This is a genomic window from Mesorhizobium sp. M8A.F.Ca.ET.218.01.1.1 (assembly GCF_004791165.1).
GTDB lineage: Bacteria > Pseudomonadota > Alphaproteobacteria > Rhizobiales > Rhizobiaceae > Mesorhizobium.
In genome coordinates, this window is the sequence record NZ_SRUZ01000004.1 from 213,729 (window position 1) to 236,681 (window position 22,953).

The window sequence follows — 22,953 nt, forward strand, 5'->3', positions numbered from 1 at the left end:
AACCAAGAGTAATTGTTCCGAGCTATATTCAGGCAAGGGGCAAGAAACTGTCCGCAACAGCAGACCCATCTGTCGACAATTCTAAATTAGCACTGCATAATTCGCATGCTAGTGTCCTGCGTTTGGCAACGCGCAAGCATCGTGGTGTCGGCCCGGCGATTGCCGCGATCGCAGCAATCGGCCTTTTCTTGCGATTGATGGGTGCGCGCGGCGATCTCTGGCTGGACGAGATCTGGAGCTTCTTGCTGCTCGAGCCGCTTACCTCGATCGATCAGATATTCTGGCGCGTAAACCACGACAACAATCATTTCCTCAATTCGATCTACCTGTACCTGATCGGTCCTTATGCCTCGCCATTGCTTCAGCGCGGCTTGTCGATTGCGCTCGGCGTCGGCACAATCATTGCCGCAGCCGTGGCTGCGCAAGGCCGATGGGCTGGTGTCATCACAAGCATGCTGTTTGCGGTGAGCTATCCGATGGTCCATTACGGCTCCGAGGCGAGAGGCTATGCCGGGCTGGTGCTGTTCACGCTCCTCTCGGTCGTGTTCCTGGAACGCCGGTTCGACACAGGCCGTTCAGGCATCGCATTCGCGGTCATCGTCCTTCTCGGGTTTTTGTCCCACCTCACGATGGTAGAAACGGTGGTGGTTCTGGTGGCCTGGAGCGCCTGGCTCATCTGGCGGCGCACCGGCAGTCTGGGTCGCGTCAATGTCGAACTGGGGCAGATTTTCACGCCGGCATTCCTTGCTTTGCTGCCGCTAGCCGCCTGCGTAACGATCGGCAGCCAGACGTTTGGCTTCAAGGTCGGCGGCGTTTCGCCGTTCTCGCTCCAGGCCTTCGTCCAAGGCTACGGCGGAATGATCCGCTGTCTGTTCGGCTTGCCGCCTTGGATCAGCAACTTGGCCTGTATTGCCTTGGCCTGCGGCCTTGTCTGCGTCTTTGCCGGTATTCGGCGCGATCGGCGGGCCAGTCTCTATGTCATCGGGATTATCGGACTGCCTATTCTGATGGCGGCAGCACAGCTGCCGACCCTCGATTTCCCGCGCTACTTTCTGGTCAGTGCAACATTGCTGTTGCTTTGCGCGGGCGAGTTGCTTGCGCTCGGGTTCGCCGCCGCTGGCATATATCGGCTTGTTGCCGTCGGGGGGCTGGTGGCAATCCTAGCCGGCACGATGACGTTTCTGTTGCCATTCTACGAAAAGGGACGCGGATCCTATGCTGTCATCGTTGAGGAGATGACGCGCAATGGCGCAACGAGCTACGCCAGCAATCAAGATTTTCGGATCGCGGTGATTGTCAACTATTTTGCCAAACGGCTGGGACGCCAGTCATTGCTCGTCGCGGCCGACAAGATATGTGACGAGCGTCCGTCCTGGCTGATCCTCGAGGGCGCCGTGGACCAGCAGCCGGAGCATGTCGCCGCCCCGTCCGGCTGCCTGTTGACCTATGATCGCGTCGATGCCTCGACGAGTTGGGGACTGTCGGGGCAGGGCTGGACGCTCTATCAACGCCAGGATTGAAGTGAGCGAACTGGTTCAGGAGCTCAGCGAATTCGAGGCGCGCAGGCTGCAGCCGGTGATCTGGAATGTGCCGTCGGGCTGCTGCTGAAGCGTGTAGACCGCCTCATAGTCCTTGCCGTCGGGGCCAATGATCAGCACCTGCTGGACGATCGAACCCGGGCCCGTCTGCTCGACCTTGCCGAAAGAGTAGGACCGTGGCTTGCGCACAGGCGGGTAGCCGTTGGTCACCATGTTCATGAAAGCATCGACGGTCGGGAATACCTGCTTCACGTTCGGAGCGGCGAAGCTGTAGGCCTTGGCGCCGTCATCGGCGATGAGGGCCTTCAATTGACCGTCGATGACGGCTTGGCCAGCCTTGATCTCGGCATCGCCGGCAAACGCCTGGGAAGCCAGCATGAGCGAAACGAACGCGAATGCGAAAAAGCCGCGGCGCATGGCCTGTCTCCACCGTCCCTCGAAAAGCCGCCTCCAGAAAAGCTGTTGCGGAGGCATCCTAACATACGGGTGACGGCGCTTCACGGTTTCAGCGGCCGCCAATATTCGTCCCGGCTAGGCGGATTCCTCGAGCGCGGCATGCCGGTTGCGAAGATGCGCGAGGCCGTGGCCAAGGCCCGCGCCGGCTAAGTGCGCATTCCAGCGCTTGAAAGCCCGCCTCCAGTCTGCCAGAAGGGCCGCTTGAACGTGGACGTTTAGCGGGACGAAGCCATGAAGGCGTTTTTCGTGCAGATCAAATGCGAGCTGGGCAAATCCTACGAGGTTGCCAGCGCGCTTGCCGACGCCGAGATTGCTTCGGAAATCTACTCCACCGCCGGCAATTACGATCTGCTCGCCAAATTCTATGTCGATGATGAGGAAGACGTCGGCCATTTCGTCAACGAGAAGGTGCAGATTCTTCCCGGCATCAAGGACACCTTCACCGTCGTCACCTTCCGCGCCTTCTAGTCGCGAAGCGGATTTGCCCGGGCACGAGGCAAAGCCTGATCAAGCGCATATTTCAGCTGCCTCAATTTTAGGCAGCCGCGACATACTCATCGTCAGGTTCTTCCAAATCGCCGATTGCGCTTGATTTTCTCCGGCGACGCCAGTGAAATGGCGTCACAGGGGAGTATGCGATTGGCAGCGTTCGATGAAATGCTTCCGGAGGTCTCCGGACTTAGAAGACCGTATTCGGCTTACGATCGCTGGCTGAAGGAGCAGGATCCAGCCAGACTTACCGAAAAGATGCAGGACGCCGAACGCGTCTTTCGCAAGACCGGCATCACTTTTGCCGTTTATGGCGAGCAGGAAGCATCTGAGCGATTGATCCCGTTCGACATCGTTCCCCGCATCATTTCAGGCAATGAGTGGCGCCGCCTGACGCAAGGCATCGAGCAGCGCGTACAGGCGCTGAACGCCTTCCTCGACGACATCTACCATCGCCAGGAAATCCTTCGCGCCGGCCGCGTCCCAAGGGACTTGATTGCCAAGAACGAGGCTTTCCTGCCGGAAATGATCGGCGTGCGGCCACCGGCCGGCGTCTACACCCACATTATCGGCGTCGACATCGTGCGCATCAGCGAGGACGAGTTCTACGTGCTGGAAGACAATGCACGCACGCCGTCCGGTGTCTCCTACATGTTGGAGAACCGCGAAACGATGATGCAACTGTTCCCCGAGCTGTTCCAGAAGATCAAGGTGCGGCCGGTGGAGAACTACCCGCAGCTGCTGCGCCAGTCGCTGGCGGCGGTGCGGCCGCAAGGCACCAAGGGGGCGCCGACCATCGCGGTGCTGACGCCCGGCAGTTTCAATTCTGCCTATTTCGAACACGCCTTCCTTGCCGACCAGATGGGGGTGCAGCTTGTGGAGGGACAGGATCTGCGCGTCGTCGACGGCCATGTCGCGATGCGTACGACCGAAGGCTACAAGCAGATCGACGTTCTCTACCGCCGCGTGGATGATTCTTTCCTGGACCCGCTGACCTTCAGGCCGGATTCAGCTCTTGGCATACCCGGCATCATGGATGTCTACCGCGCCGGGAACATCACCATCGCCAATGCGCCGGGAACCGGCATTGCCGACGACAAGGCGATCTATTCCTACATGCCGGAGATCGTCGAATTCTACACCGGCCGCAAGGCGATCCTCGGCAACATCCCGACCTGGCGCTGTTCGGAACCAGACAGCCTGAAATATGTGCTCGAACACATTGATGAGCTCGTCATCAAGGAAGTGCACGGTTCCGGCGGCTACGGCATGCTGGTCGGCCCGGCTGCAACCAAGAAGGAATGCCAGGATTTTGCCAAGAAGCTGCAGGCCAAGCCGTCTAATTACATCGCCCAACCGACGCTAGCGCTCTCGACCTGTCCGATCCTGACTGACAAGGGCCTGGCGCCGCGCCACGTCGACTTGCGGCCTTATGTGCTGGTTTCCGATCGCATCCAGATCGTGCCTGGTGGGCTGACGCGCGTTGCGCTGAAGGAAGGCTCGCTGGTGGTGAATTCCTCGCAAGGCGGCGGCACCAAGGACACCTGGGTGCTGGATGATTGAGATGGGTGAGTAGGGGATAGTCAGTCGTGAATAGTGGAAGCAGAGGGGACAGGGAAATGCCATATTCCGTTGAGATTCAGTCGCTTGCCATTCCCTACTCGCTATTCCCTGCTCACTAGCCCGAAGGGCCATTCCATGCTTCTCGGCCGCACCGCCAACGGGCTCTACTGGATGAACCGCTATATCGAGCGGGCCGAAAACATGGCGCGGTTGGTCGATGCCGGCCTGCGCATGGCGCTGACCCGCACTCAAAGCGCCTCGGAGGAGTGGAACTCCGTGCTGCTCAGCGCCGGCTCCGACGCTGCCTTCACGCAGAAGTATTCGGACTATTCGGCGGCGAATGTCGCTGATTTCCTGCTGCGCGACACGTCGAACCCTTCAAGCACGATGTCGTCGATCGAGACCGCCCGCAACAATGCGCGCATGGTGCGCACCGCGCTGACGCGCGAGACCTGGGAGAGCATCAACGAAGCCTGGATGGCGCTGAAACGGATGCTGGCGAGGCCGATCGACGAGCGCGACCTGCCCAATGTGCTCGATGCGATCAAGCGCGAGACAGCGCTGATCCGTGGCTCGTTCTACGGCACCATGCTGCGCAACGAGATTTTCGACTTCTCGCAGCTCGGCACCTATGTCGAGCGCGCCGACAACACGGCGCGCATTCTCGACGTGAAATACTACGTGCTGTTGCCGTCGATTTCATGGGTCGGATCGAGCCTGGACAACTACCAGTGGGAATCGATCCTGCGTTCGGTGTCAGCGCATCGCTCCTATCGCTGGGTCTACGATGCCGACTACAAGCCCACCAACATCGCCGACTACCTGATCCTCAATGTGCGCATGCCGAGGTCGCTGACCTTCTGCTATCGCTTCCTGGCCGAGCATCTGAAGTTCCTCGGCGACGACTATGGCGAGCGTCATGCCTGCCACGCGACCGCGGAGAAGACCCAGACGATGCTGCGCGCGGGATCGATCAAGGACATATTCGACGCGGGCCTGCACGAGTTCCTGGCCGGGTTCATTCGCGACAACACCAGGCTCGGCGACGAGATCGCGCAGGACTACAGGTTTTATTGAGGAAGCCATGCGGCTGAAAATCACTCACCGGACCGAATATCGCTATGACGCGCCGGTGCAATATCTACTTCAGAGGCTGCGGCTGCTTCCCATGAGCGGGCCGACACAGACAGTGCTGTCCTGGGCGCTGAAGGTCGAAGGCGCGCGCGAGGAAGTGCGATTTACCGACCATTACGGCAACGACAACAGGCTGTTGAGCGTCGAGGGTGACAACGACGTGATCACGGTCGAGGCTTCGGGCGAGGTGGTGACGCGCGATACGTCAGGCGTTTGCGGGCCACACCAAGGTTTCGCGCCACTCTGGTTGTTCGCGCAGGAGACCGCTTTGACCACCATAGGCGGCGGCATCCGTGATCTTGCCGAGGCGGTGGGCAAGGGGACCGATCTTGAAAGGCTGCATCGGCTGATGGCCGCAATCGGCGAACGCGTCGCCTACACGCCCGGCACCACCAATGCGACGACCGCAGCCGAGGAAGCCTTGGCGCTGAAGACCGGCGTTTGCCAGGACCATAGCCACATCTTTGCCGCCGCCGCGCGCGCCATGGGATTTCCGGCCCGCTATGTCAGCGGCTATCTGATGATGGATGCTGCGGTGGAACAGGCGGCGAGCCACGCCTGGGCCGAAGCCCATGTCGCGGGCCTCGGCTGGGTTGCCTTCGATCCCGCCAACGGTATTTCTCCCGATGAACGCTATGTGAAGGTGGCTACCGGCCGCGACTACCGTGACGCTTCGCCGGTGTCGGGAATTCGGCTGGGACAGGCGGAAGAACTGCTTGCGGTCACCGTCACGGTAGAGCAGTAATCCCCTCAGGATTGCTGCCTCAAGAGATTCTATGACCTATTGCGTCGGCCTCAAGATCGATCGCGGGCTCGTGTTCATGTCGGACACGCGCACCAATGCCGGCATGGATTCGATCTCGACCTTCAAGAAGATGCATGTGTGGGAGCAGCCGGGCGAGCGCGTCATCGTCTTGATGTCGGCCGGCAATCTGGCGACGACACAGGCCGTGGTCAGCCTACTCGACGAGCGCACCAAGGCGGTGACCGACCGCCACGAGAAGCTGCTCGAAACGCCATCCATGTACCAGACGGTGCGGCTGGTCGGCGACACGGTGAAAGAGGTGATCGCGCAATCGTCGCCCGCCGGCGAGAAGGCCGATTCCTATTTCAATGCCTCCTTCATCCTCGGTGGGCAGATCAAGGGCAGCCCGCCACGCCTGTTCATGATCTATCCCGAAGGCAATTTCATCGAGTCGACCGACGACACGCCGTTCTTCCAGATCGGCGAGACCAAATACGGCAAGCCGATCATCATCCGCGCCTATGAAAAGACGATGAGCCTCGCCGAGACGGTTAAACTCTTACTGGTGTCGTTCGATTCGACGTTGAAATCGAACCTGTCGGTCGGCTTGCCGCTCGACCTGCTTTTCCTGGAACGGGACGCCTTTCAGGTCGGCCTGAAAAAGCGGATCGGCCAGGACGATCAGTATTACCGCACAATCTCCGATGGATGGTCGAATGCCCTGAAGACGGCGTTCGCCAGCCTGCCGGATTTCCCCGGCTAGTTTTGCCTATCTCGCCATTCGACGGCGGTTGCAAATATTTCACATGTTAATTAATATGATCTTGAAGAGCGGGCGGCTGCCGCCGGCCACGAAAGATCATGTCGGGAGGAACAAGATGAACAATGACGATTTCCGGCAATGGTCGCAACGCGCCGCCGACTGGGGTGCCGACTATCGCAACAATTTGCGTGAGCGGCCGGTGCGGCCATTGGTCGAGCCGGGCGACATTTTCAGGAGCATCGAGGCGTCGCCGCCCGAAGACGCCGAACCGATGGACAGAATCTTCGCCGATTTCGAAGCCAAGATCGTACCGGGGATGACACATTGGCAGCACCCCCGCTTCTTCGCCTATTTCCCGGCCAACGCGGCGCCGGTTTCGGTGGTGGCGGAATACCTGGTGTCGGCGATGGCCGCGCAATGCATGCTTTGGCAAACGTCACCGGCGGCGACCGAGCTTGAAACCCGCACCGTCGACTGGATGCGCCAGGCGCTCGGCCTGCCAGAGGGCTTTTCCGGCGTGATCCAGGATTCGGCCTCGTCGGCGACACTCAACGCCGTGCTGACCATGCGCGAGCGGGCGCTCGGCTGGCAAGGCAACAAAAAGGGTTTGGCCGGGCAGGGGCGGTTGCGCATCTATTCTTCCGACCAGGTGCACACATCGATCGACCGGGCGATCTGGGTCTCGGGCATCGGCGAGGACAATCTCGTGCGCGTTCCGGTCACCGGCCGTTTTCGCGCCATGGACACGGCAGCCCTGGAAGCAGCCATCATCGCCGACCGGAAAGCCGGCATGCTGCCTGCTGGTATTATCGCCTGTGTCGGCGGCACCAGCACCGGTGGCACGGACGATATTGCAGCGGTTGCGGAGGTTGCCAGGCGGCACGGGCTCTACCTGCATGTCGATGCCGCCTGGGCCGGGTCGGCGATGATCTGCCCGGAATACCGGCATTTCTGGTCTGGCGTCGAAGGCGCCGATTCGATCGTCTTCAATCCGCACAAATGGCTGGGCGCGCAGTTCGATTGTTCGATCCAGTTCCTGCGCGACCCCTCGAGCCATGTCAGGACGCTGGCCATCAAGCCCGACTATCTCAAGACGCACGGCCATGACGGCATCATCAACTACTCGGAATGGTCGGTGCCGCTCGGCCGGCGCTTCCGCGCGCTGAAACTGTGGTTCTTGCTGCGCGCCCATGGACTGGAAAACCTGCGAACCATGATCCGCAACCATGTCGCCTGGAGCGAAGGCCTCGCCACGCGTCTGGCAAGGGAGGTGGATTTCGAGATCGTCAGCGAGCCGATGCTGTCGCTGTTTTCGTTCCGGCACAAGGCGGCTTCGGACACCGATGCCGACGAGCACAATCTGCGGCTGGTCAATGCGATCAACGACGATGGCCGCATCTACCTGACGCAAACGAAAGTCGATGGAAGGGTGGCGATCCGCTTCCAGGTGGGCCAGTTCGATGCGACGGCGGAAGACGTCGACGCGGCTTTCACCGCCATTACCGAAATTGCACGCGCCGTGGCCTGAAAAAGGCTGGATCAAGGTCGCGCCGAGGTTCCCTCGTACAATCATCGGATTTCGTTAGCCGGCTTGTGCCTTTTCATCGGTTTCGTTTTCGACTATAAGCAAGAAAAACGAAAACGGGAGCTTGCTTGATGTATCTGTCGCCGCGCCATGCCGAGATCATCCAGATGGCTAAGGACAACGGCCGCGTGCTGGTCGACGATCTGGCCACGCATTTCAATGTGACGCCGCAGACCATACGCAAGGACCTCAACGATTTGTGCGACCAGCGGCTGCTTTCGCGCATCCATGGCGGCGCCTTGTTCCCGTCCGGCATCGAGAACATGGAGTATGAAGCCAGGCGCAAGATCGCGGCCGACGAGAAGGAAGCGATTGGCCGTGCGGCGGCGAGGCTGATCCCCGACAACGCCTCGCTGTTCATCAACATCGGCACCACGACGGAGGCGGTCAGCAAGGCGTTGCTCGATCATAACGGCCTGATGGTTATCACAAATAACATCAATGTTGCCAATAGGATGCGCATCTATCCTTCGATCGAGGTGGTGATTGCCGGTGGTGTGGTGCGCGGTTCGGACGGGGGTGTCGTCGGTGAGGCGGCGGTCGATTTCATCAGGCAGTTCAAGGTCGATTATGCTGTCATCGGTGCCTCCGCGATCGATCATGATGGAGCGCTGCTCGACTTCGATTTTCGCGAGGTGAAGGTGGCGCAAGCGATCATCGCCAATGCCAGGCATGTCATCCTGGTATCCGACCAGACCAAATTCGAGCGTACGGCGCCGGTACGCATCGGTCATCTGTCGCAGGTCAACACGTTCATCACCGATCGCTGCGAGATCGCTTCGGTGCGCAAGATCTGCCAGGAGGCCGAGGTTCAGCTGATCGAGACGTCGCCTGCCTGAGGTCTTTTATCGTCTTCTCGCCGCTTGTTCACCGGCTTGTGATATTTCGTTTGACATTCGTTATGAGTTCGAAATAATTCCGCTACGGTTTCGCAAAAGACCCAAAATGGTGCAGTGCGAAATCGTGGAGGAATTAAGTGGACCCATCTTCAGTCCGGGACATTTTCGTCATAGGCGGCGGTATTAACGGCTGCGGAATCGCTCGTGATGCCGTTGGCCGCGGGTTTTCGGTCTTTCTCGCCGAGATGAATGACCTCGCCAGCGGAACCTCGTCCGGTTCGACCAAGCTGATCCATGGCGGGCTGCGCTATCTCGAATTCTACGAATTCCGCCTGGTGCGCGAGGCGCTCATGGAGCGCGAGGTTCTGTGGAAGAACGCACCGCACATTATCTGGCCGATGCGCTTCGTGCTGCCCTACGCCAGGGGCCTGCGACCCGCCTGGCTGATCCGGCTTGGCCTGTTCCTTTACGATCACATTGGCGGGCGCAAATTGCTGCCGGCGACCAGGACGCTCGACATGGCAAGCGACCCGGCGGGCAAGCCTTTGAAGCCGCTGTTCAAAAAGGCCTTCGAATATTCCGATGGCTGGGTCAACGATGCGCGGCTGGTGGCGCTGAATGCACGTGACGCTGCTGACCGGGGCGCAACCATCCGGACCCGCACGAAAGTGGTTGGAGCCCGCCGCGAAGGCGGGATCTGGACGATAAAGATCGAGAACCTGCAAACCGGCGAGACCGAAGAGGTCAAGGCACGGTTGCTGGTCAATGCGGCGGGGCCCTGGGTAGACCACGTGCTGTCCGGCGTCGTCGGGCAGAATGACGTTCACAACGTGCGCCTCGTGCAGGGCAGCCACATCGTTATCGCCAAGAAGTTCGACGATCCGCGCGCCTATTTCTTCCAGAACAGGGATGGCCGCATCATCTTCGCTATTCCCTACGAGGACGAGTTCACGCTGATCGGCACCACCGACCGGGATTATCCCGGCGATCCGCACGATGTGAAGATCAGCGACACCGAAATCGACTATCTCTGTGCCGCGGCGAGCGAGTATTTCGCGGTTCCCGTCAAGCGTTCGGACATTGTCTGGACCTATTCGGCCGTGCGTCCGCTCTATGATGACGGCGCCTCCAAGGCGCAGGAAGCGACGCGCGACTACGTGCTGAAGGCCGATGGCGGCGAGGGCGCCGCACCGCTGGTCAACGCGTTTGGCGGCAAGATCACCACCTACCGCCGGCTGGCGGAATCAATGCTGGAGAAGATCGAAGGTTTTCTCGGCAAGCGCGGCAAGCCGTGGACATCTGATGCGCCGCTGCCTGGCGGCGATTTTCCGGCCACCGGTTTCGATGCGCAGGTGGCGAAGCTGAAAAGCGCCTACCCTTTCCTCGACCAGCGTTTGGCGCGCCGGTTGACCAGGCTTTACGGGACGCGTGCGCAGGTTCTGCTCGGCTTGGCCAAGTCGATTGCCGATCTCGGCCGCAATTTCGGCGGCGATCTGCACGAGGCCGAGGTGCGCTATCTCGTTGAAAACGAATGGGCCGTCACGGCGGAAGATGTGCTGTGGCGACGGACCAAGCGCGGTCTGCATCTTAGCCGCGAGCAGGTCTCGGCACTCGATGAATTCATGCGTGGCATAAGCCGGCAGCATGTCGCGGCCGCCGAATGAAGAGGTTTTGAGCTGATGCGGAAAGCCTGGGAGGAGGCGTCATGCTGGAACTGAGGAACGTCACCAAGACGGTCGGTGCGGTCGAGCACATCCGCGACGTGTCGCTGACGCTTCAGCACGGCTCGCTCAACGTTTTGCTCGGGCCCACGCTTTCCGGCAAGACCAGCCTGATGCGGCTGATGGCCGGCCTCGATGTGCCGACTTCCGGCTCGGTCTGGTTCGACGGCCAGAATGTCACCGGCACGCCGGTGCAGAAGCGCAAGATCGCCATGGTCTACCAGCAGTTCATCAACTATCCGGCGATGACGGTCTATGACAACATCGCCTCGCCGCTCAGGGTGGCCGGTGTCGAGCAGGGCAAGATCGACAGCCAGGTGCGCGAGGCGGCAGCTCTCCTCAAGCTGACGCCCTATCTCGACCGCACCCCGCTCAGCCTGTCGGGCGGCCAGCAGCAGCGCACCGCGCTGGCGCGCGCCATCGTCAAGAATGCCAGCCTGGTGCTGCTCGACGAGCCGCTTGCCAACCTCGACTACAAGCTGCGCGAGGAATTGCGGGCCGAACTGCCGAGGATCTTTGCCGCTGCCGGCACAATCTTCGTCTACGCCACCACCGAGCCGCATGAGGCCCTGCTGCTCGGCGGCAACACGGCAACGCTGTCGGAAGGCCGCATCACCCAGTTCGGGCCGACCATCGACGTATTCCGCAAGCCGGTTGATCTGGTGACGGCCAGGACGTTCGCCGATCCGCCGCTCAACAGCATCGTGCTGGCCAAGAAGGGCGCGGACTTTCTGCTCGAGGGCGGCGTCAAGCTGCCGGTGCCCGCCGAACTCGTCGGCATCGCCGATACGAACTATACGATCGGCTTTCAGCCGCACCATCTTTCGCTCGACCGGCCCAATGCCGCCGCGGTGCCGGTACGGGCAAAGGTCACCATCACCGAAATCACCGGGTCCGAGAGCTTCATCCATCTCGACTTTGCCGATGCCCGCTGGGTGATGTTGACCCACGGCATCAGGGATTTCGAGACAGACGCGGTGGTCGAAGTGTTCATCGATCCGCGTCACATCATGGTCTTCGACGAGCACGGCCGGGCTATGACCGCGCCGAAGCTGGCGGCTTAGGAGGGGCGATATGGCACGCATCGACGTCAACCACGTCAGGCATTCCTATCTGCCGAACCCGCGCACGGATGCCGATTTCGCGTTGCGCGAAGTGCATCACACGTTCGAGGATGGCGGCGCCTATGCGCTGCTTGGGCCGTCCGGCTGCGGCAAGACCACGCTGCTCAACATCATTTCAGGGCTGCTTCATCCCTCGCATGGCCAGTTGCTGTTCAACGGCAGGGACGTGACCAATTTGTCGACGCAGGAGCGCAACATCGCGCAGGTGTTCCAGTTCCCGGTCATCTACGACACCATGACGGTCTACGACAATCTGGCGTTCCCGCTGCGCAATCGCGGCGTGCCGGAGGCCGACGTCGACCGCAAGGTGCGCGAGACGCTGGAGATGATCGACCTGGCCTCATGGGCGAAGAAGAAGGCGAGGGGCCTGACCGCCGACCAGAAGCAGAAAATCTCGCTCGGCCGTGGCCTGGTGCGCTCGGACGTCAACGCCATCCTGTTCGACGAACCGCTGACCGTCATCGATCCGCACATGAAATGGGTGCTGCGCTCGCAGTTGAAGCAGCTTCATCGCCGCTTCGGCTACACGATGGTCTATGTCACGCACGACCAGACCGAGGCGCTGACCTTCGCCGACCAGGTGGTCGTCATGTATGATGGCGGCATCGTGCAGATCGGCACGCCGGCGGAACTGTTCGAGCGGCCGCGTCACACTTTTGTCGGCTATTTCATCGGCTCGCCAGGCATGAATGTCGTGCCGGTGGCAATCGAAGGCAGGACGGCGACGCTCGGCTCGCAACGGATCGAATTGCCTGGAGTGCCCAAGGCCAGCGCCGGGGCCGTCGAGCTTGGCATCCGCCCGGAATATGTACGGCTCGGCAGCGACGGCATGGCCGTTTCAATCACCAAGGTCGAGGATGTAGGCCGCCACAAGGTGGTGCGCGCCAAGCTGGAGGGCCGCGAGATCGCGGCCGTCATCGGGGAGGACGAAACCGTTCCGGCCGAACCGAAGGTGCGGTTCGATCCGGCCGGCATCAACATCTATGCCGATTCCTGGCGTGTCGAGATGGGGGCATAGATGGACAAGACCTGGAATAACAAGGCCTGGTTCCTGGTGCTGCCGGTGCTTGTGCTGGTGGCCTTCACCGCCGTCGTCCCGCTGATGACGGTCGTCAACTATTCGGTGCAGGACACATTCGGCAACAACGTCTTCTTCTGGGCAGGTACGGAGTGGTTCGAGGAACTGCTTTCATCCAGCCGATTCTGGGAAGCGATGGTCCGCAACCTGGTCTTTTCCTTCATCATCCTTGCGATCGAGGTGCCGCTTGGCATCTTCATCGCGCTCAACATGCCTAAAAAGGGCTGGGGCGTGCCGGTGTGCCTGGTGCTGATGTCGCTGCCGCTGCTGATACCGTGGAACGTGGTCGGCACCATCTGGCAGGTGTTCGGGCGCAGCGACATCGGCCTGATGGGCTACTACCTCAACGCCATCGGCATCGACTACAATTATGTGCAGGATCCGTTCGACGCCTGGGTCACGATCATCGTCATGGACGTCTGGCACTGGACCAGCCTTGTCGTGCTGCTCTGCTATGCCGGCCTGGTCTCGATCCCCGACGCATTCTACCAGGCGGCCAAGATCGACGGTGCGTCGCGCTGGGCGGTCTTTCGCTACATTCAGTTGCCGAAGATGCAACGCGTGCTGCTGATCGCCGTTCTGCTGCGGTTCATGGACTCGTTCATGATCTACACCGAGCCCTTCGTCGTCACCGGCGGCGGTCCGGGCAACTCGACGACGTTCCTGTCGATCGACCTCGTCAAGACGGCACTCGGCCAGTTCGACCTTGGCCCGGCGGCGGCGATGTCGCTGGTCTACTTCCTCATCATCCTGTTGTTGTCGTGGGTGTTCTACACCGTGATGACCAACTACGACGCGGAGCGCTGAAATGGCTGGCGCCAACGAACGCACCGAGCGCAATGCAATGAACGGGACCGCCGCCGAAGGGCTCGCCAGTTCGCTCTCACAGAGCGAACTCGACAGGCGGATGCGCCGGCGCGGCGAGGAGTCGCGCTGGTGGTGGATCGTACCGACGCTCTACATCATCGTTCTGCTGCTGCCGATCTACTGGCTCATCAACATGAGCTTCAAGACCAATGCCGAGATCGTCAACTCGCTGACGCTTTATCCGCACGCGCCGACGATCGCCAACTACGTCACCATCTTCACGCAGAAGGCCTGGTATTCCGGCTACATCAACTCGATCACCTATGTCGTCATGAACACGGTGATTTCGGTATCGGTGGCTCTGCCGGCGGCTTACGCTTTCTCGCGCTATCGTTTCCTTGGCGACAAGCATCTGTTCTTCTGGCTGCTGACCAACCGCATGGCGCCGCCGGCCGTGTTCGCGCTGCCGTTCTTCCAGCTCTATTCGGCTTTCGGCCTCATCGACACGCACATAGCGGTGGCGCTGGCGCACTGCCTGTTCAACGTGCCGCTGGCGGTGTGGATCCTGGAAGGCTTCATGTCGGGTGTACCGAAGGAAATCGACGAGACCGCCTATATTGACGGCTATTCGTTCCCGCGCTTCTTCCTCAAGATCTTCATGCCGCTGATCGCCAGCGGCATCGGCGTCGCCTGTTTCTTCTGCTTCATGTTCTCATGGGTGGAATTGCTGATCGCGCGCACGCTGACCACCACCGACGCCAAGCCGATCGCCGCCACCATGACCCGCACGGTCTCGGCCGCCGGCATGGATTGGGGCCTGCTCGCCGCCGCCGGCGTGCTGACGCTGATCCCCGGCGCGCTCGTCATCTGGTTCGTCCGCAATTACATCGCCAAGGGCTTTGCCCTGGGGAGGGTATAATGGTCGCGGGTGACGTCAAAATCTCCGAGCTGCGCCAACTGACCAACAGTCTGTTTGATGGTCTTGAAGATCAAGGCATTGACAGCATCCATGTGGCGCAAAGCCAATACTGGAAGGTCTATTTCACCGATGCGTTCCAAGCCGAAACTCCGACTTGTGTCATGGGGGACGTGTACGACGACCTCAACGATGTACGTGCGGAAGTCGACAAAGCTCGAGAAGACGAAACGATCTCGTGGCACGCATTCATGCACCTCGCCGGTTTGATCAACTTGGTCGCTTATGCCGCTGAAAACGGTGAGTTCGTGAAGTCTGCGGCAATGGAGGCGCGGCAATGAATCTAGACCTCTCCTGGATGGCCTGGACGTGGCCGACCGCGGCTTTCTTCGCGACCATTCTGCTACTGCTGTGCGGCATGGCCGCCTGGGAATACGCCTCGCCGGGCGGCAATCCGCGCGTCGGCATCCTGCGCTTCGAGACGACGCGCGGCGACCGTCTTTTCCTGTCGCTGCTTGGCAGCGCCTTTATCCATCTCGCTTGGCTGGGTCTTGTCGGATCCAACCTGTGGTGGGCTCTCGCTCTCTCCGTGGTCTACGCCATCGGCGTGTTCCGCTACGTATAGAGGGGGAAACTGTTGGAGCGGCCGCGTGCCGGCGACCGCTCCAGATCGCACTTGAAACCTTGAAACTGTGGAGGAAACTAATGCGACGTCAATTTTTAACATCAACGACCGCCATTGTCCTGTTGCTCGGGGCAGGCAACGCCTATGCCGGGATGGACGAGGCGAAAGCGTTCCTGGACAAGGAGATCGGCCCGCTGTCGACGCTCTCGCGCGCCGACCAGGAAGCCGAGATGCAGTGGTTCATCGATGCCGCGAAGCCTTTCGCCGGCATGGACATCAAGGTGGTGTCGGAAACCATCGCCACCCACCAGTATGAATCGCAGGTGCTGGCGCCGGCCTTTACCGCCATCACCGGTATCAAGATCACGCACGACGTCATCCAGGAAGGCGACGTTGTCGAGAAGATCCAGACCCAGATGCAGACCGGCCAGAACCTCTATGACGGCTGGGTCAACGATTCCGACCTGATCGGCACCCACTGGCGCTACCAGCAGGTGCGTAACCTGACCGACTGGATGGCGGGCGAGGGCAAGGATGTCACCAATCCCAACCTCGACCTGAAGGATTTCATCGGCACCTCCTTCACCACCGCTCCCGACAAGAAGCTCTACCAGCTGCCCGACCAGCAGTTCGCCAACCTCTACTGGTTCCGTTACGACTGGTTCAACGACGAGAAGAACAAGGCCGACTTCAAGGCCAAATACGGCTACGACCTCGGCGTGCCGGTCAACTGGTCGGCCTATGAGGACATCGCCGAATTCTTCACCGGCCGCGAGATCGACGGCAAGAAGGTCTATGGCCACATGGACTATGGCAAAAAGGATCCGTCGCTCGGCTGGCGGTTCACCGATGCCTGGCTGTCGATGGCCGGCAATGGCGACAAGGGCCTGCCGAACGGCCTGCCCGTCGACGAATGGGGCATCAAGGTCGACGAGAATTCGCGTCCTGTCGGCTCCTGCACGGCGCGGGGCGGCGACACGAATGGACCGGCGGCCGTCTACTCGATCCAGAAGTACCTCGACTGGCTGAAGGCCTACGCGCCGGCCGAAGCGCAAGGCATGACCTTCTCGGAATCCGGCCCTGTGCCGGCGCAGGGCGCGGTCGCGCAGCAGATCTTCTGGTACACCGCCTTCACCGCTTCGATGGTCGACGCCGGCGCCAAGGCGGTGCTGAATGACGACGGCACGCCGAAGTGGCGCATGGCCCCGTCGCCGCACGGCGTCTACTGGAAGGACGGCATGAAGCTCGGCTATCAGGACGTCGGTTCCTGGACGCTGATGAAGTCGACGCCGACCGACCGCGCCAAGGCCGCATGGCTCTACGCGCAGTTCGTCACCTCGAAGACCGTGGACGTGAAGAAAAGCCATGTCGGCCTGACCTTCATCCGCGAGAGCACGATCCACGACAAGAGCTTCACCGAACGCGCGCCGAAGCTCGGCGGCCTGATCGAGTTCTACCGCTCGCCGGCCCGTGTCCAGTGGTCGCCGACCGGCACCAACGTGCCTGACTATCCGAAGCTGGCACAGCTCTGGTGGCAGGCGATCGGCGATGCCTCGTCCGGCGCCAAGACGGCGCAGGAAGCGATGGACTCGCTCTGCGGCGAGCAGGAAAAGGTCATGAGCCGCATCGAGAAGTCGGGCGTTCAGGGCGATATCGGCCCGAAGATGGCCGAAGAGCATGACCTCGCCTACTGGAATGCCGACGCGGTCAAGAAGGGCAATCTCGCGCCTCAGTTGAAGATCGAGAACGAGAAGGAAAAGCCGATCACCATCAACTACGACGAACTGGTGAAGAGCTGGCAGAAGTGAGACTGTCCATGCGGGCGTTCGCGCCCGTGTGAAATTGGGGGAGGCGGCGCGTTGCCGTCTCCCCTGTTTGTGTCGAGGCGGAGGACTTCGGAATGAGTGGTTTTGTGCTGGCGATCGACCAGGGCACGACATCGACCCGGGCGATACTGTTCGATGACCGGATGAAGGTCGCGGGCACCGGCCAGAACGAATTCAGCCAGCATTATCCGGCGTCGGGCTGGGTCGAGCACGACCCGGAAGAAATCTGGGCAAGCGTCGTGACCACCGTGAAGGCCGCACTGAAAAAGGCCGGCCGTACGGCTGCTGATGTCGTGGCCATCGGCATCACCAACCAGCGCGAGACCGTCGTCGTCTGGGACAGGGCGACGGGCAAACCGGTCCACAACGCCATCGTGTGGCAGGATCGGCGCACCGCACCGCTGTGCCAGAAGCTCAAGAAGCAGGGGCTCGAGAAGAAATTCACCCGCAAGACAGGGCTGCTGCTCGACCCCTATTTCTCGGGCACCAAGATCGCCTGGATGCTGGACAAGGTGAAAGGGGCAAGGCGGCGCGCCGGGAGAGGCGAATTGCTGGCGGGTACCATCGACAGTTTTTTGATCTGGCGGCTGACCGGCGGCAAGGTTCATGCCACCGACGCCACCAACGCCTCACGCACGCTTGTCTACAATATCGAGAAGAATGCCTGGGATGAGGAACTGCTTTCCATCCTGCGCATCCCGGCCGCGATGCTGCCGGAGGTCAAGGATTGTTCTGATGATTATGGAATCACAGAGAAAAATCTGTTTGGCGCCGAGATAAGAATCCTCGGCGTTGCCGGCGACCAGCATGCCGCAACCATCGGGCAGGCCTGCTTCGAGCCGGGTATGATGAAATCCACCTACGGCACCGGCTGTTTTGCGCTGCTCAACACCGGCAGCGATCTGGTGCGCTCGAAGAACCGGCTGTTGACGACCATTGCCTACCGGTTGAACGGCAAGACCACCTATGCGCTGGAAGGCTCGATTTTCATTGCGGGTGCCGCGGTGCAATGGCTGCGGGACGGCATCAAGGTGATCGGCAAGGCCGAGCAGAGCGGCAAACTGGCTGCCGAGGCCGATCCGACGCAGAACGTCTATCTGGTTCCTGCTTTTGTCGGGCTTGGCGCGCCGCATTGGGACGCCGAGGCACGCGGCGCCATCTTCGGGCTGACCCGAAATTCCGGTCCTGCCGAGTTCGCCCGAGCGGCTTTGGAATCAGTCGCTTACCAGACCCGCGACCTGCTCGATGCCATGCACAAGGATTGGAAGGGCGCCAAGGCAAAGACCGTGCTCAGGGTCGATGGCGGCATGGTGGCGTCGGACTGGACCATGCAGCGCCTCGCCGACATCCTCGACGCGCCGGTCGATCGGCCGACAATCCTGGAGACGACCGCGCTGGGGGCGGCCTGGCTCGCCGGCTCGAAGGCGGGCGTGTGGCCCGCGGCGCAGGAGTTCGCGAAAAGCTGGGCGCTCGAGCGACGGTTCAAGCCTGATATGGACGCATCCAATCGTGCTGCGAAACTAGCAGGCTGGCGTGATGCAGTGCGCAGGACACTGAGCGCATAAAGGAAGGCCCGCGCCGTTTCCGACGCGGGCCTGGAGCTCACACTTTCAGGCCACTCATACTCACTTTGGGGATCAGTAAGGCGAACGGCACTCCCGACGAGGGCCATTGTTCGGCTGGAAAGAGTTGTCCGAAGCGCGGTAGCTCCGATAATGATTGTAGCACCACTGCACATGGGCATTGCCTTCATAGACGCGGTTGTTCTCGTTGACGATCGCGCCGGTGATCAGGGCGCCAGTCGCGAAGGCAGCGAGCGGGAACCAGTAATCGCCATGACGGCGGTAGCCGGGGTGATATTCCCGATAGCCGCGATGACCATTCCAATACATGTCACCGTTGCGACTGAAGCTGCGATTGCGCGAGAAATTGCGGTCGAAGGAGCGGTTTCTCCTCCACTCCCGATATTGCACTGTCTGCACCTCCGGCGTTGCCGCCTGGGACAAAGGCACGTAGGCGGGCTGGGCGTTGACCGGAACCACCTCCGCCGCGACGAATGTGGCGGAAAGCGTGGCGGCAAGCAGGCCCGTTGTGATTCTATTCATTGGTCTTCTCCTCGGGGGTTTGGCGTACGTCCCTTTGGCGAAAAACGATGGTGCGTCGGATTTGTTCCGCCGTGTTGGCAGCCGCTGCCCGACCGAAACCAAATCCGCCGGGCTGCTCACCTCAGCCCGGGGAACAAAAGCAAGGGGCAGCGACTTAGGGCAAAGAGCGGGTTTGGAACCCATCTTTTCCGGTTGACCGGTCGCGGCACTCTCCCTATGTTCCGCGCAATTTCGGGGGCGGCCTTTTCGAGCCCGCGGGAGCGCGTAGCTCAGCCGGTAGAGCAACTGACTTTTAATCAGTAGGTCTCGGGTTCGAACCCCGACGCGCTCACCACAGTTTCACGTGGAACATCAAGCACTTGGCATTTTGGCTGATAGAACAGAGCCGGAACCGTGCGAGAAAAAAACGGCCGTGCGAGATATTTTTCTCGCACGGCTGTTCCGCTATCGTTCCTATGCCGCGTGGCGCAGGATTCGGGTGACGTCTCGATCCGCGTCCCTGATCTTGTCCAGGGCGGTGTAGCAGAGCGTCACCGCCGAGTGGCGCAACAGCTCGTGCTGGTGGTCCTCGACGTTTTCGGAAATGAAGATGAGGGCGTTTAGTAGGTCTCTCATCTCCGCTAGCTGCTGGTCGATACGGTTGACCGCATCTTCTTGATGTCTATGCACTGCACTGGCTTCCCGTGATGTTGGCGCACGCCGGCCTCTCTGACGGCCGGCGCTGGCTGGTTGGGGGAACCGAACTTAAAACCTCCTTGCGAAATATTTGCCGCTCCTTCCCGTCCCTCACAGGAAGCCGCATGACCCCGCCGCTGGTCTTGCCCGGCCCGCTTCTGTGGCGGGTTGCCCATAGGGTAACGACATAACCGGTTGTATCAATCACCTAAGTGTTACCGGGTGTTGCGCCATGTGATTAGCGGGGATAAGCAGGCCCACATGTGGGCCATCCGGCCCATGCGTGGCCGCATTTCTCGCTGTTAAGGATTGCGCCATAAGAGCGGGCAATGCCCGAACAGACCATCACCTTGCATGCCCGCATTCCGGCCGCGCTGATGAAGCGGCTGAAGATCGCCGCCGCTGAAAACGGCCGCAGCCAGAACGGCGAATTGCTGGCTCGCCTGGCGACGTCCTTCGAGCTTGACGGACCCGACCGCGCCCAGGCGCTGGCGCTGGTCAACCAGTTGGCGGCGCTGCTGGAAAAGCCGTAGCGAGATAGCAGCCGACGACAGTGAAGTGGTTGCGCACGGTGTTGCCGCAAGGCATGCAGCGCAGATGCCGCTGGCCGACAAAGCGCAGCTGCTCGCCGCCGCCCCAGCGCCGCTCGATGCGGTGGCGATCGACCGGGCCGACATGGCCGCAGACCAGGCAGCGGCCGCCGAGAATGTAGGCCGGCGGGATGTCGCGAAAGCTGATCGCATAATAGGCCTTGCCGGGCACGGCATCGAAGAGCGGATCCATCGTTCCGATTTCGTTCCGCGCGGCGATGGCGTCAAGCGGGCAAGGAAAATATTCCGGCTAGCTCCCCTGGCTGATGGCGAGGAAGCGGGCAAGGTCGGCCTGCTTCTTCGGCAGCTTGCGGGCCTTGCCGTCCTTCCAGAGGTAGACGGTGTGCCAGCCATCGGTGGAATAGTAGACGCGACCGTCGACCATTTCGACCGTCTCGGCGCCAGCGGGGATTTTCATTTGCTGATTTTCACCGATGACGACATGGGAACGATGACGTTCATCATGGCATCGAGCCGCAGCTGCTCGAGCACGAAGATTTCCTCGGCTGTCCAGCCATCAGGTCCGCGCGGCGGCAAGCCCATGTCCCGGCGGTCGCGATCGGTGATGATCTCCACCCCATGCTGATGAAACACGTTCAACATGCGGTCAAAAGCTTCATGCTGGCAGTTGTGAGGGATGAAGTCGCGGATCTCCCTCCACACGGTATTGGCGACCGACATAGCGCGATTCATCCGGTGTTCTAGGCGCGGTTCCTCGCTCATAGTCCAATCTCCGTTTCGCCGATGTCGCGGCGCGCCTGCGCGATCGTACGGCGATAGGACTCAACCATCTCGGTGTTGAGTGTCGCAGCAACCACCTTGGCGGCGCCTTCCGTCGAAAAGCTCTGGTCGATCTGCTCAATGTGTCGCCCAGCCGGATGACTGTCGTCTAGGCGTCGCGCCAGCACAAAGGATTTGCGATCGGCTGACGGCATCACCTGCCAAAGCGGAACATCGATTTTCACAGCCCAATCTCCGTTTCGCCGTCGGCTTCGTGCCAAGCGATCATCTTGCGGATCGCCTCGTCGGCCATTTCTGGGTGCCGCGCCAGATAGTGTTTCAGGATGCGCGTGGCGCTGTCGAAGCTGTGCCCGGTGATCGAGCAGATTTCGGGCACGGTGGCGCCGGCCAGCGCCAGCCAGGTCACGGCGGTGTCGCGCAGGTCCGGCTCGATGAAATCCTTGAGCGTCGGGCAAGGCTTGATCAGCCAGTCGACGCCGTTCTCCGCGCGGATACCGCGCACGGCCATGTCGCGCACCTCGGCGAAGCGGTGGCTGTAGACCTGGCCCTGATAGGTCTGCCACAGGCATTTCTCAAAACGCTTGTCGACCAGCTCGTTGAGGATGATGCGGGCAAAGCGGCGCTCGATCGCGGCGCGTTCCTCCGGCGTCTCGGCGCCCAGCAGGGCTTCGGCGCGCGCGGCGGCGCGGCGCAGTTTCGAGGCGGCAAGCCGCTTTTCCAGCTCGGGCGCCTCGCGGATGGCGACGACGGCGCCGGTCTTGGCCTGGCGGAACACGCGGCGCTTGTTCAACAGGCCGCGATCCTCCAGCGCCAGCCGGTCGCCCTGGCGCTGGCCGGTCCAGACGCCAAGCAGCGTCATGTCGCCGACCTCGTGCCAGCCGACATGGTCGGCAACGGCCACAAGCGTCTCGATCTCGGTGCGGGTGCCGAAGCGCACGCGCGGCGGCGGCGTCGCCATGCCGAGATCCTGCGCCGGGTTGACGCCGCCGTTCATGCGGAATTTCGTCTTGCCGCGCCGCTTGGCCCAGCCCAGCGCCACCGACAGCGTGGCGATCGTGCCGCGCGCCGTGGCGAGGCCGCGCGACGCGACCAGCTCTTCATAGACGCCGAAGACGATGGCCTGCTCCAGCGCGTCGACCGGCGAGGCCCACAGGTCCGGGTGGTCGTTCTCGATGACGCGTGCCTTCTGCTTGAAATCCACGATCGACTTCGGCGCATAGACGATGCGCGCCGCCACCTGGCGCCGGCGCAGTTCGGCATCATGCGGCAGCTTGAACTTTGGCGAGCGATACCAGTCCTCGAACATCTGGCCGACCGTGAACAGCGCCGGCCTGCCGTAGCGGGGTGCTGCGATCGCGGTTGCCGTCTTCGGCTTCTCCTGCTCGGCCTTGCGGGCGGCCGCCAACGTCTTGCAGAAGGCATCGGACCAATCCACGGCCTCGCCGCGGCTGAACCAACGGCCGTCCGCGTGGCGCAAGTCATTGGCCTGGTGGCCGGCGGCGCGCAGCTGCGGCCCTGGCGAAAAGCGCGGCCGGCCATCGCGCCATGCGACGTGGGGATGCGATGTGAACTTGGGCATGGTGTGGCTCCTACACGCGCGAGGGTGAATCGCGCCGGCGGGTTTGTCAAAGGC

26 protein-coding genes and 1 tRNA gene are annotated in these 22,953 nt (G+C 61.4%); 19 read left to right on the forward strand and 8 right to left on the reverse strand.

The window, feature by feature from the left end:
* Nucleotides 1-122 precede the first annotated feature (122 nt).
* Complete coding sequence (locus EN861_RS17035) at nt 123-1,520, forward strand: hypothetical protein (protein ID WP_127872525.1); 1,398 nt, start codon at nt 123-125, stop codon at nt 1,518-1,520.
* A 15-nt stretch (nt 1,521-1,535) separates the two neighbouring features.
* Here EN861_RS17035 and EN861_RS17040 read toward each other — a convergent pair whose 3' ends face one another.
* Nucleotides 1,536-1,955 (reverse strand): DUF4864 domain-containing protein, encoded by a 420-nt coding sequence (locus EN861_RS17040; protein WP_127872524.1) that lies wholly within the window; start codon nt 1,953-1,955, stop codon nt 1,536-1,538.
* A 270-nt stretch (nt 1,956-2,225) separates the two neighbouring features.
* Between EN861_RS17040 and EN861_RS17045 the strand changes: the two genes are divergently transcribed.
* The 16 genes from EN861_RS17045 to glpK all read left to right on the forward strand — a co-directional run bounded on the left by EN861_RS17045 (nt 2,226) and on the right by glpK (nt 18,774).
* Complete coding sequence (locus tag EN861_RS17045) at nt 2,226-2,462, forward strand: Lrp/AsnC family transcriptional regulator (protein WP_010909609.1); 237 nt, start codon at nt 2,226-2,228, stop codon at nt 2,460-2,462.
* A 171-nt stretch (nt 2,463-2,633) separates the two neighbouring features.
* Nucleotides 2,634-4,046 carry a circularly permuted type 2 ATP-grasp protein gene (locus tag EN861_RS17050; protein ID WP_167531426.1) on the forward strand — a complete coding sequence of 471 codons (1,413 nt, stop codon included), beginning with the start codon at nt 2,634-2,636 and terminating at the stop codon, nt 4,044-4,046.
* A gap of 135 nt (nt 4,047-4,181) precedes the next feature.
* Nucleotides 4,182-5,123: an alpha-E domain-containing protein gene (locus tag EN861_RS17055; protein ID WP_127280446.1), complete on the forward strand. Its 942-nt coding sequence runs from the start codon at nt 4,182-4,184 to the stop codon at nt 5,121-5,123.
* 7 nt (nt 5,124-5,130) lie between these two features.
* On the forward strand, nt 5,131-5,925 hold the full coding sequence (locus tag EN861_RS17060) for a transglutaminase family protein (RefSeq protein WP_135864489.1): 795 nt from the start codon (nt 5,131-5,133) through the stop codon (nt 5,923-5,925).
* A gap of 31 nt (nt 5,926-5,956) precedes the next feature.
* Nucleotides 5,957-6,688 (forward strand): peptidase, encoded by a 732-nt coding sequence (locus EN861_RS17065; RefSeq protein ID WP_127280448.1) that lies wholly within the window; start codon nt 5,957-5,959, stop codon nt 6,686-6,688.
* 115 nt (nt 6,689-6,803) lie between these two features.
* A complete protein-coding gene (locus EN861_RS17070; protein ID WP_127872520.1) occupies nt 6,804-8,216 on the forward strand; it encodes an aspartate aminotransferase family protein in 1,413 nt (470 codons plus the stop codon).
* Between the two features lie 128 nt (nt 8,217-8,344).
* On the forward strand, nt 8,345-9,112 hold the full coding sequence (locus EN861_RS17075) for a DeoR/GlpR family DNA-binding transcription regulator (protein ID WP_127281059.1): 768 nt from the start codon (nt 8,345-8,347) through the stop codon (nt 9,110-9,112).
* A gap of 137 nt (nt 9,113-9,249) precedes the next feature.
* Complete coding sequence (glpD, locus tag EN861_RS17080) at nt 9,250-10,776, forward strand: glycerol-3-phosphate dehydrogenase (protein ID WP_127872519.1); 1,527 nt, start codon at nt 9,250-9,252, stop codon at nt 10,774-10,776.
* Between the two features lie 41 nt (nt 10,777-10,817).
* Nucleotides 10,818-11,897 (forward strand): ABC transporter ATP-binding protein, encoded by a 1,080-nt coding sequence (locus EN861_RS17085; protein ID WP_135864491.1) that lies wholly within the window; start codon nt 10,818-10,820, stop codon nt 11,895-11,897.
* Between the two features lie 10 nt (nt 11,898-11,907).
* Nucleotides 11,908-12,975, forward strand: coding sequence for an ABC transporter ATP-binding protein (locus EN861_RS17090; protein WP_135864493.1), 1,068 nt, complete (start codon nt 11,908-11,910; stop codon nt 12,973-12,975).
* On the forward strand, nt 12,976-13,842 hold the full coding sequence (locus tag EN861_RS17095; protein ID WP_127280974.1) for a sugar ABC transporter permease: 867 nt from the start codon (nt 12,976-12,978) through the stop codon (nt 13,840-13,842).
* Nucleotide 13,843: 1 nt separating this feature from the next.
* Nucleotides 13,844-14,761 carry a carbohydrate ABC transporter permease gene (locus tag EN861_RS17100; RefSeq protein WP_135864495.1) on the forward strand — a complete coding sequence of 306 codons (918 nt, stop codon included), beginning with the start codon at nt 13,844-13,846 and terminating at the stop codon, nt 14,759-14,761.
* A complete protein-coding gene (locus tag EN861_RS17105; RefSeq protein WP_135864497.1) occupies nt 14,761-15,099 on the forward strand; it encodes a hypothetical protein in 339 nt (112 codons plus the stop codon). Before EN861_RS17100 ends, EN861_RS17105 begins: the two co-directional genes overlap by 1 nt.
* Nucleotides 15,096-15,383, forward strand: a complete 288-nt coding sequence (locus tag EN861_RS17110; RefSeq protein ID WP_127278379.1) for a DUF2160 domain-containing protein — start codon at nt 15,096-15,098, stop codon at nt 15,381-15,383. The genes EN861_RS17105 and EN861_RS17110 overlap by 4 nt, the downstream gene beginning before the upstream one ends.
* A gap of 80 nt (nt 15,384-15,463) precedes the next feature.
* Nucleotides 15,464-17,191: an ABC transporter substrate-binding protein gene (locus tag EN861_RS17115; RefSeq protein WP_127278378.1), complete on the forward strand. Its 1,728-nt coding sequence runs from the start codon at nt 15,464-15,466 to the stop codon at nt 17,189-17,191.
* Nucleotides 17,192-17,283: 92 nt separating this feature from the next.
* Nucleotides 17,284-18,774: a glycerol kinase GlpK gene (gene glpK / locus EN861_RS17120; protein WP_135864499.1), complete on the forward strand. Its 1,491-nt coding sequence runs from the start codon at nt 17,284-17,286 to the stop codon at nt 18,772-18,774.
* Between the two features lie 72 nt (nt 18,775-18,846).
* Here the strand turns inward: glpK and EN861_RS17125 are convergent, their stop codons facing one another.
* Nucleotides 18,847-19,314 (reverse strand): BA14K family protein, encoded by a 468-nt coding sequence (locus EN861_RS17125; RefSeq protein ID WP_135864501.1) that lies wholly within the window; start codon nt 19,312-19,314, stop codon nt 18,847-18,849.
* 258 nt (nt 19,315-19,572) lie between these two features.
* On the opposite strand from EN861_RS17125, the gene EN861_RS17130 reads away from it, so the two are divergent.
* Nucleotides 19,573-19,648: transfer RNA gene (locus tag EN861_RS17130), tRNA-Lys, on the forward strand.
* 119 nt (nt 19,649-19,767) lie between these two features.
* On the opposite strand, the gene EN861_RS35465 is transcribed toward EN861_RS17130, so the two are convergent.
* A complete protein-coding gene (locus EN861_RS35465) occupies nt 19,768-19,929 on the reverse strand; it encodes a hypothetical protein (protein ID WP_189343656.1) in 162 nt (53 codons plus the stop codon).
* 389 nt (nt 19,930-20,318) lie between these two features.
* On the opposite strand from EN861_RS35465, the gene EN861_RS17135 reads away from it, so the two are divergent.
* Nucleotides 20,319-20,522, forward strand: a complete 204-nt coding sequence (locus tag EN861_RS17135) for an Arc family DNA-binding protein (protein WP_135864503.1) — start codon at nt 20,319-20,321, stop codon at nt 20,520-20,522.
* Here the strand turns inward: EN861_RS17135 and EN861_RS17140 are convergent.
* The 5 genes from EN861_RS17140 to EN861_RS17155 are packed head-to-tail and all read right to left on the reverse strand — an operon-like array spanning nt 20,488 to nt 22,899.
* The gene (locus EN861_RS17140; protein WP_135864505.1) at nt 20,488-20,772 is read right to left on the reverse strand and encodes a hypothetical protein; all 285 of its coding nucleotides are present in this window, start codon (nt 20,770-20,772) and stop codon (nt 20,488-20,490) included. The two genes, EN861_RS17135 and EN861_RS17140, sit on opposite strands and share 35 nt — an antisense overlap.
* A 57-nt stretch (nt 20,773-20,829) precedes the next feature.
* The gene (locus tag EN861_RS35470) at nt 20,830-20,997 is read right to left on the reverse strand and encodes a hypothetical protein (protein WP_189343657.1); all 168 of its coding nucleotides are present in this window, start codon (nt 20,995-20,997) and stop codon (nt 20,830-20,832) included.
* Nucleotides 20,994-21,302: a hypothetical protein gene (locus EN861_RS17145; RefSeq protein ID WP_135864507.1), complete on the reverse strand. Its 309-nt coding sequence runs from the start codon at nt 21,300-21,302 to the stop codon at nt 20,994-20,996. The genes EN861_RS35470 and EN861_RS17145 overlap by 4 nt, the downstream gene beginning before the upstream one ends.
* Complete coding sequence (locus EN861_RS17150) at nt 21,299-21,544, reverse strand: hypothetical protein (RefSeq protein ID WP_135864509.1); 246 nt, start codon at nt 21,542-21,544, stop codon at nt 21,299-21,301. Before EN861_RS17150 ends, EN861_RS17145 begins: the two co-directional genes overlap by 4 nt.
* Nucleotides 21,541-22,899 (reverse strand): hypothetical protein, encoded by a 1,359-nt coding sequence (locus EN861_RS17155; protein ID WP_135864511.1) that lies wholly within the window; start codon nt 22,897-22,899, stop codon nt 21,541-21,543. The genes EN861_RS17150 and EN861_RS17155 overlap by 4 nt, the downstream gene beginning before the upstream one ends.
* Nucleotides 22,900-22,953: the final 54 nt, after the last annotated feature.

What these genes read in the sequence shown, in the direction of transcription:
- EN861_RS17070 (WP_127872520.1), top strand. Translation starts at nt 6,804, where the DNA reads ATGAACAATGACGATTTCCGGCAATGGTCGCAACGCGCCGCCGACTGG.
- EN861_RS17140 (WP_135864505.1), bottom strand. Translation starts at nt 20,772, where the DNA reads ATGGATCCGCTCTTCGATGCCGTGCCCGGCAAGGCCTATTATGCGATC.
- EN861_RS17085 (WP_135864491.1), top strand. Translation starts at nt 10,818, where the DNA reads ATGCTGGAACTGAGGAACGTCACCAAGACGGTCGGTGCGGTCGAGCAC.
- EN861_RS17135 (WP_135864503.1), top strand. Translation starts at nt 20,319, where the DNA reads ATGCCCGAACAGACCATCACCTTGCATGCCCGCATTCCGGCCGCGCTG.
- EN861_RS17105 (WP_135864497.1), top strand. Translation starts at nt 14,761, where the DNA reads ATGGTCGCGGGTGACGTCAAAATCTCCGAGCTGCGCCAACTGACCAAC.
- EN861_RS17125 (WP_135864501.1), bottom strand. Translation starts at nt 19,314, where the DNA reads ATGAATAGAATCACAACGGGCCTGCTTGCCGCCACGCTTTCCGCCACA.
- EN861_RS35470 (WP_189343657.1), bottom strand. Translation starts at nt 20,997, where the DNA reads ATGAAAATCCCCGCTGGCGCCGAGACGGTCGAAATGGTCGACGGTCGC.
- EN861_RS17100 (WP_135864495.1), top strand. Translation starts at nt 13,844, where the DNA reads ATGGCTGGCGCCAACGAACGCACCGAGCGCAATGCAATGAACGGGACC.
- EN861_RS17090 (WP_135864493.1), top strand. Translation starts at nt 11,908, where the DNA reads ATGGCACGCATCGACGTCAACCACGTCAGGCATTCCTATCTGCCGAAC.
- EN861_RS17045 (WP_010909609.1), top strand. Translation starts at nt 2,226, where the DNA reads ATGAAGGCGTTTTTCGTGCAGATCAAATGCGAGCTGGGCAAATCCTAC.
- EN861_RS17065 (WP_127280448.1), top strand. Translation starts at nt 5,957, where the DNA reads ATGACCTATTGCGTCGGCCTCAAGATCGATCGCGGGCTCGTGTTCATG.
- EN861_RS17145 (WP_135864507.1), bottom strand. Translation starts at nt 21,302, where the DNA reads ATGAGCGAGGAACCGCGCCTAGAACACCGGATGAATCGCGCTATGTCG.
- EN861_RS17055 (WP_127280446.1), top strand. Translation starts at nt 4,182, where the DNA reads ATGCTTCTCGGCCGCACCGCCAACGGGCTCTACTGGATGAACCGCTAT.
- EN861_RS35465 (WP_189343656.1), bottom strand. Translation starts at nt 19,929, where the DNA reads ATGAGAGACCTACTAAACGCCCTCATCTTCATTTCCGAAAACGTCGAG.
- EN861_RS17075 (WP_127281059.1), top strand. Translation starts at nt 8,345, where the DNA reads ATGTATCTGTCGCCGCGCCATGCCGAGATCATCCAGATGGCTAAGGAC.
- EN861_RS17115 (WP_127278378.1), top strand. Translation starts at nt 15,464, where the DNA reads ATGCGACGTCAATTTTTAACATCAACGACCGCCATTGTCCTGTTGCTC.
- glpK (WP_135864499.1), top strand. Translation starts at nt 17,284, where the DNA reads ATGAGTGGTTTTGTGCTGGCGATCGACCAGGGCACGACATCGACCCGG.
- EN861_RS17155 (WP_135864511.1), bottom strand. Translation starts at nt 22,899, where the DNA reads ATGCCCAAGTTCACATCGCATCCCCACGTCGCATGGCGCGATGGCCGG.
- EN861_RS17110 (WP_127278379.1), top strand. Translation starts at nt 15,096, where the DNA reads ATGAATCTAGACCTCTCCTGGATGGCCTGGACGTGGCCGACCGCGGCT.
- EN861_RS17040 (WP_127872524.1), bottom strand. Translation starts at nt 1,955, where the DNA reads ATGCGCCGCGGCTTTTTCGCATTCGCGTTCGTTTCGCTCATGCTGGCT.
- EN861_RS17060 (WP_135864489.1), top strand. Translation starts at nt 5,131, where the DNA reads ATGCGGCTGAAAATCACTCACCGGACCGAATATCGCTATGACGCGCCG.
- EN861_RS17095 (WP_127280974.1), top strand. Translation starts at nt 12,976, where the DNA reads ATGGACAAGACCTGGAATAACAAGGCCTGGTTCCTGGTGCTGCCGGTG.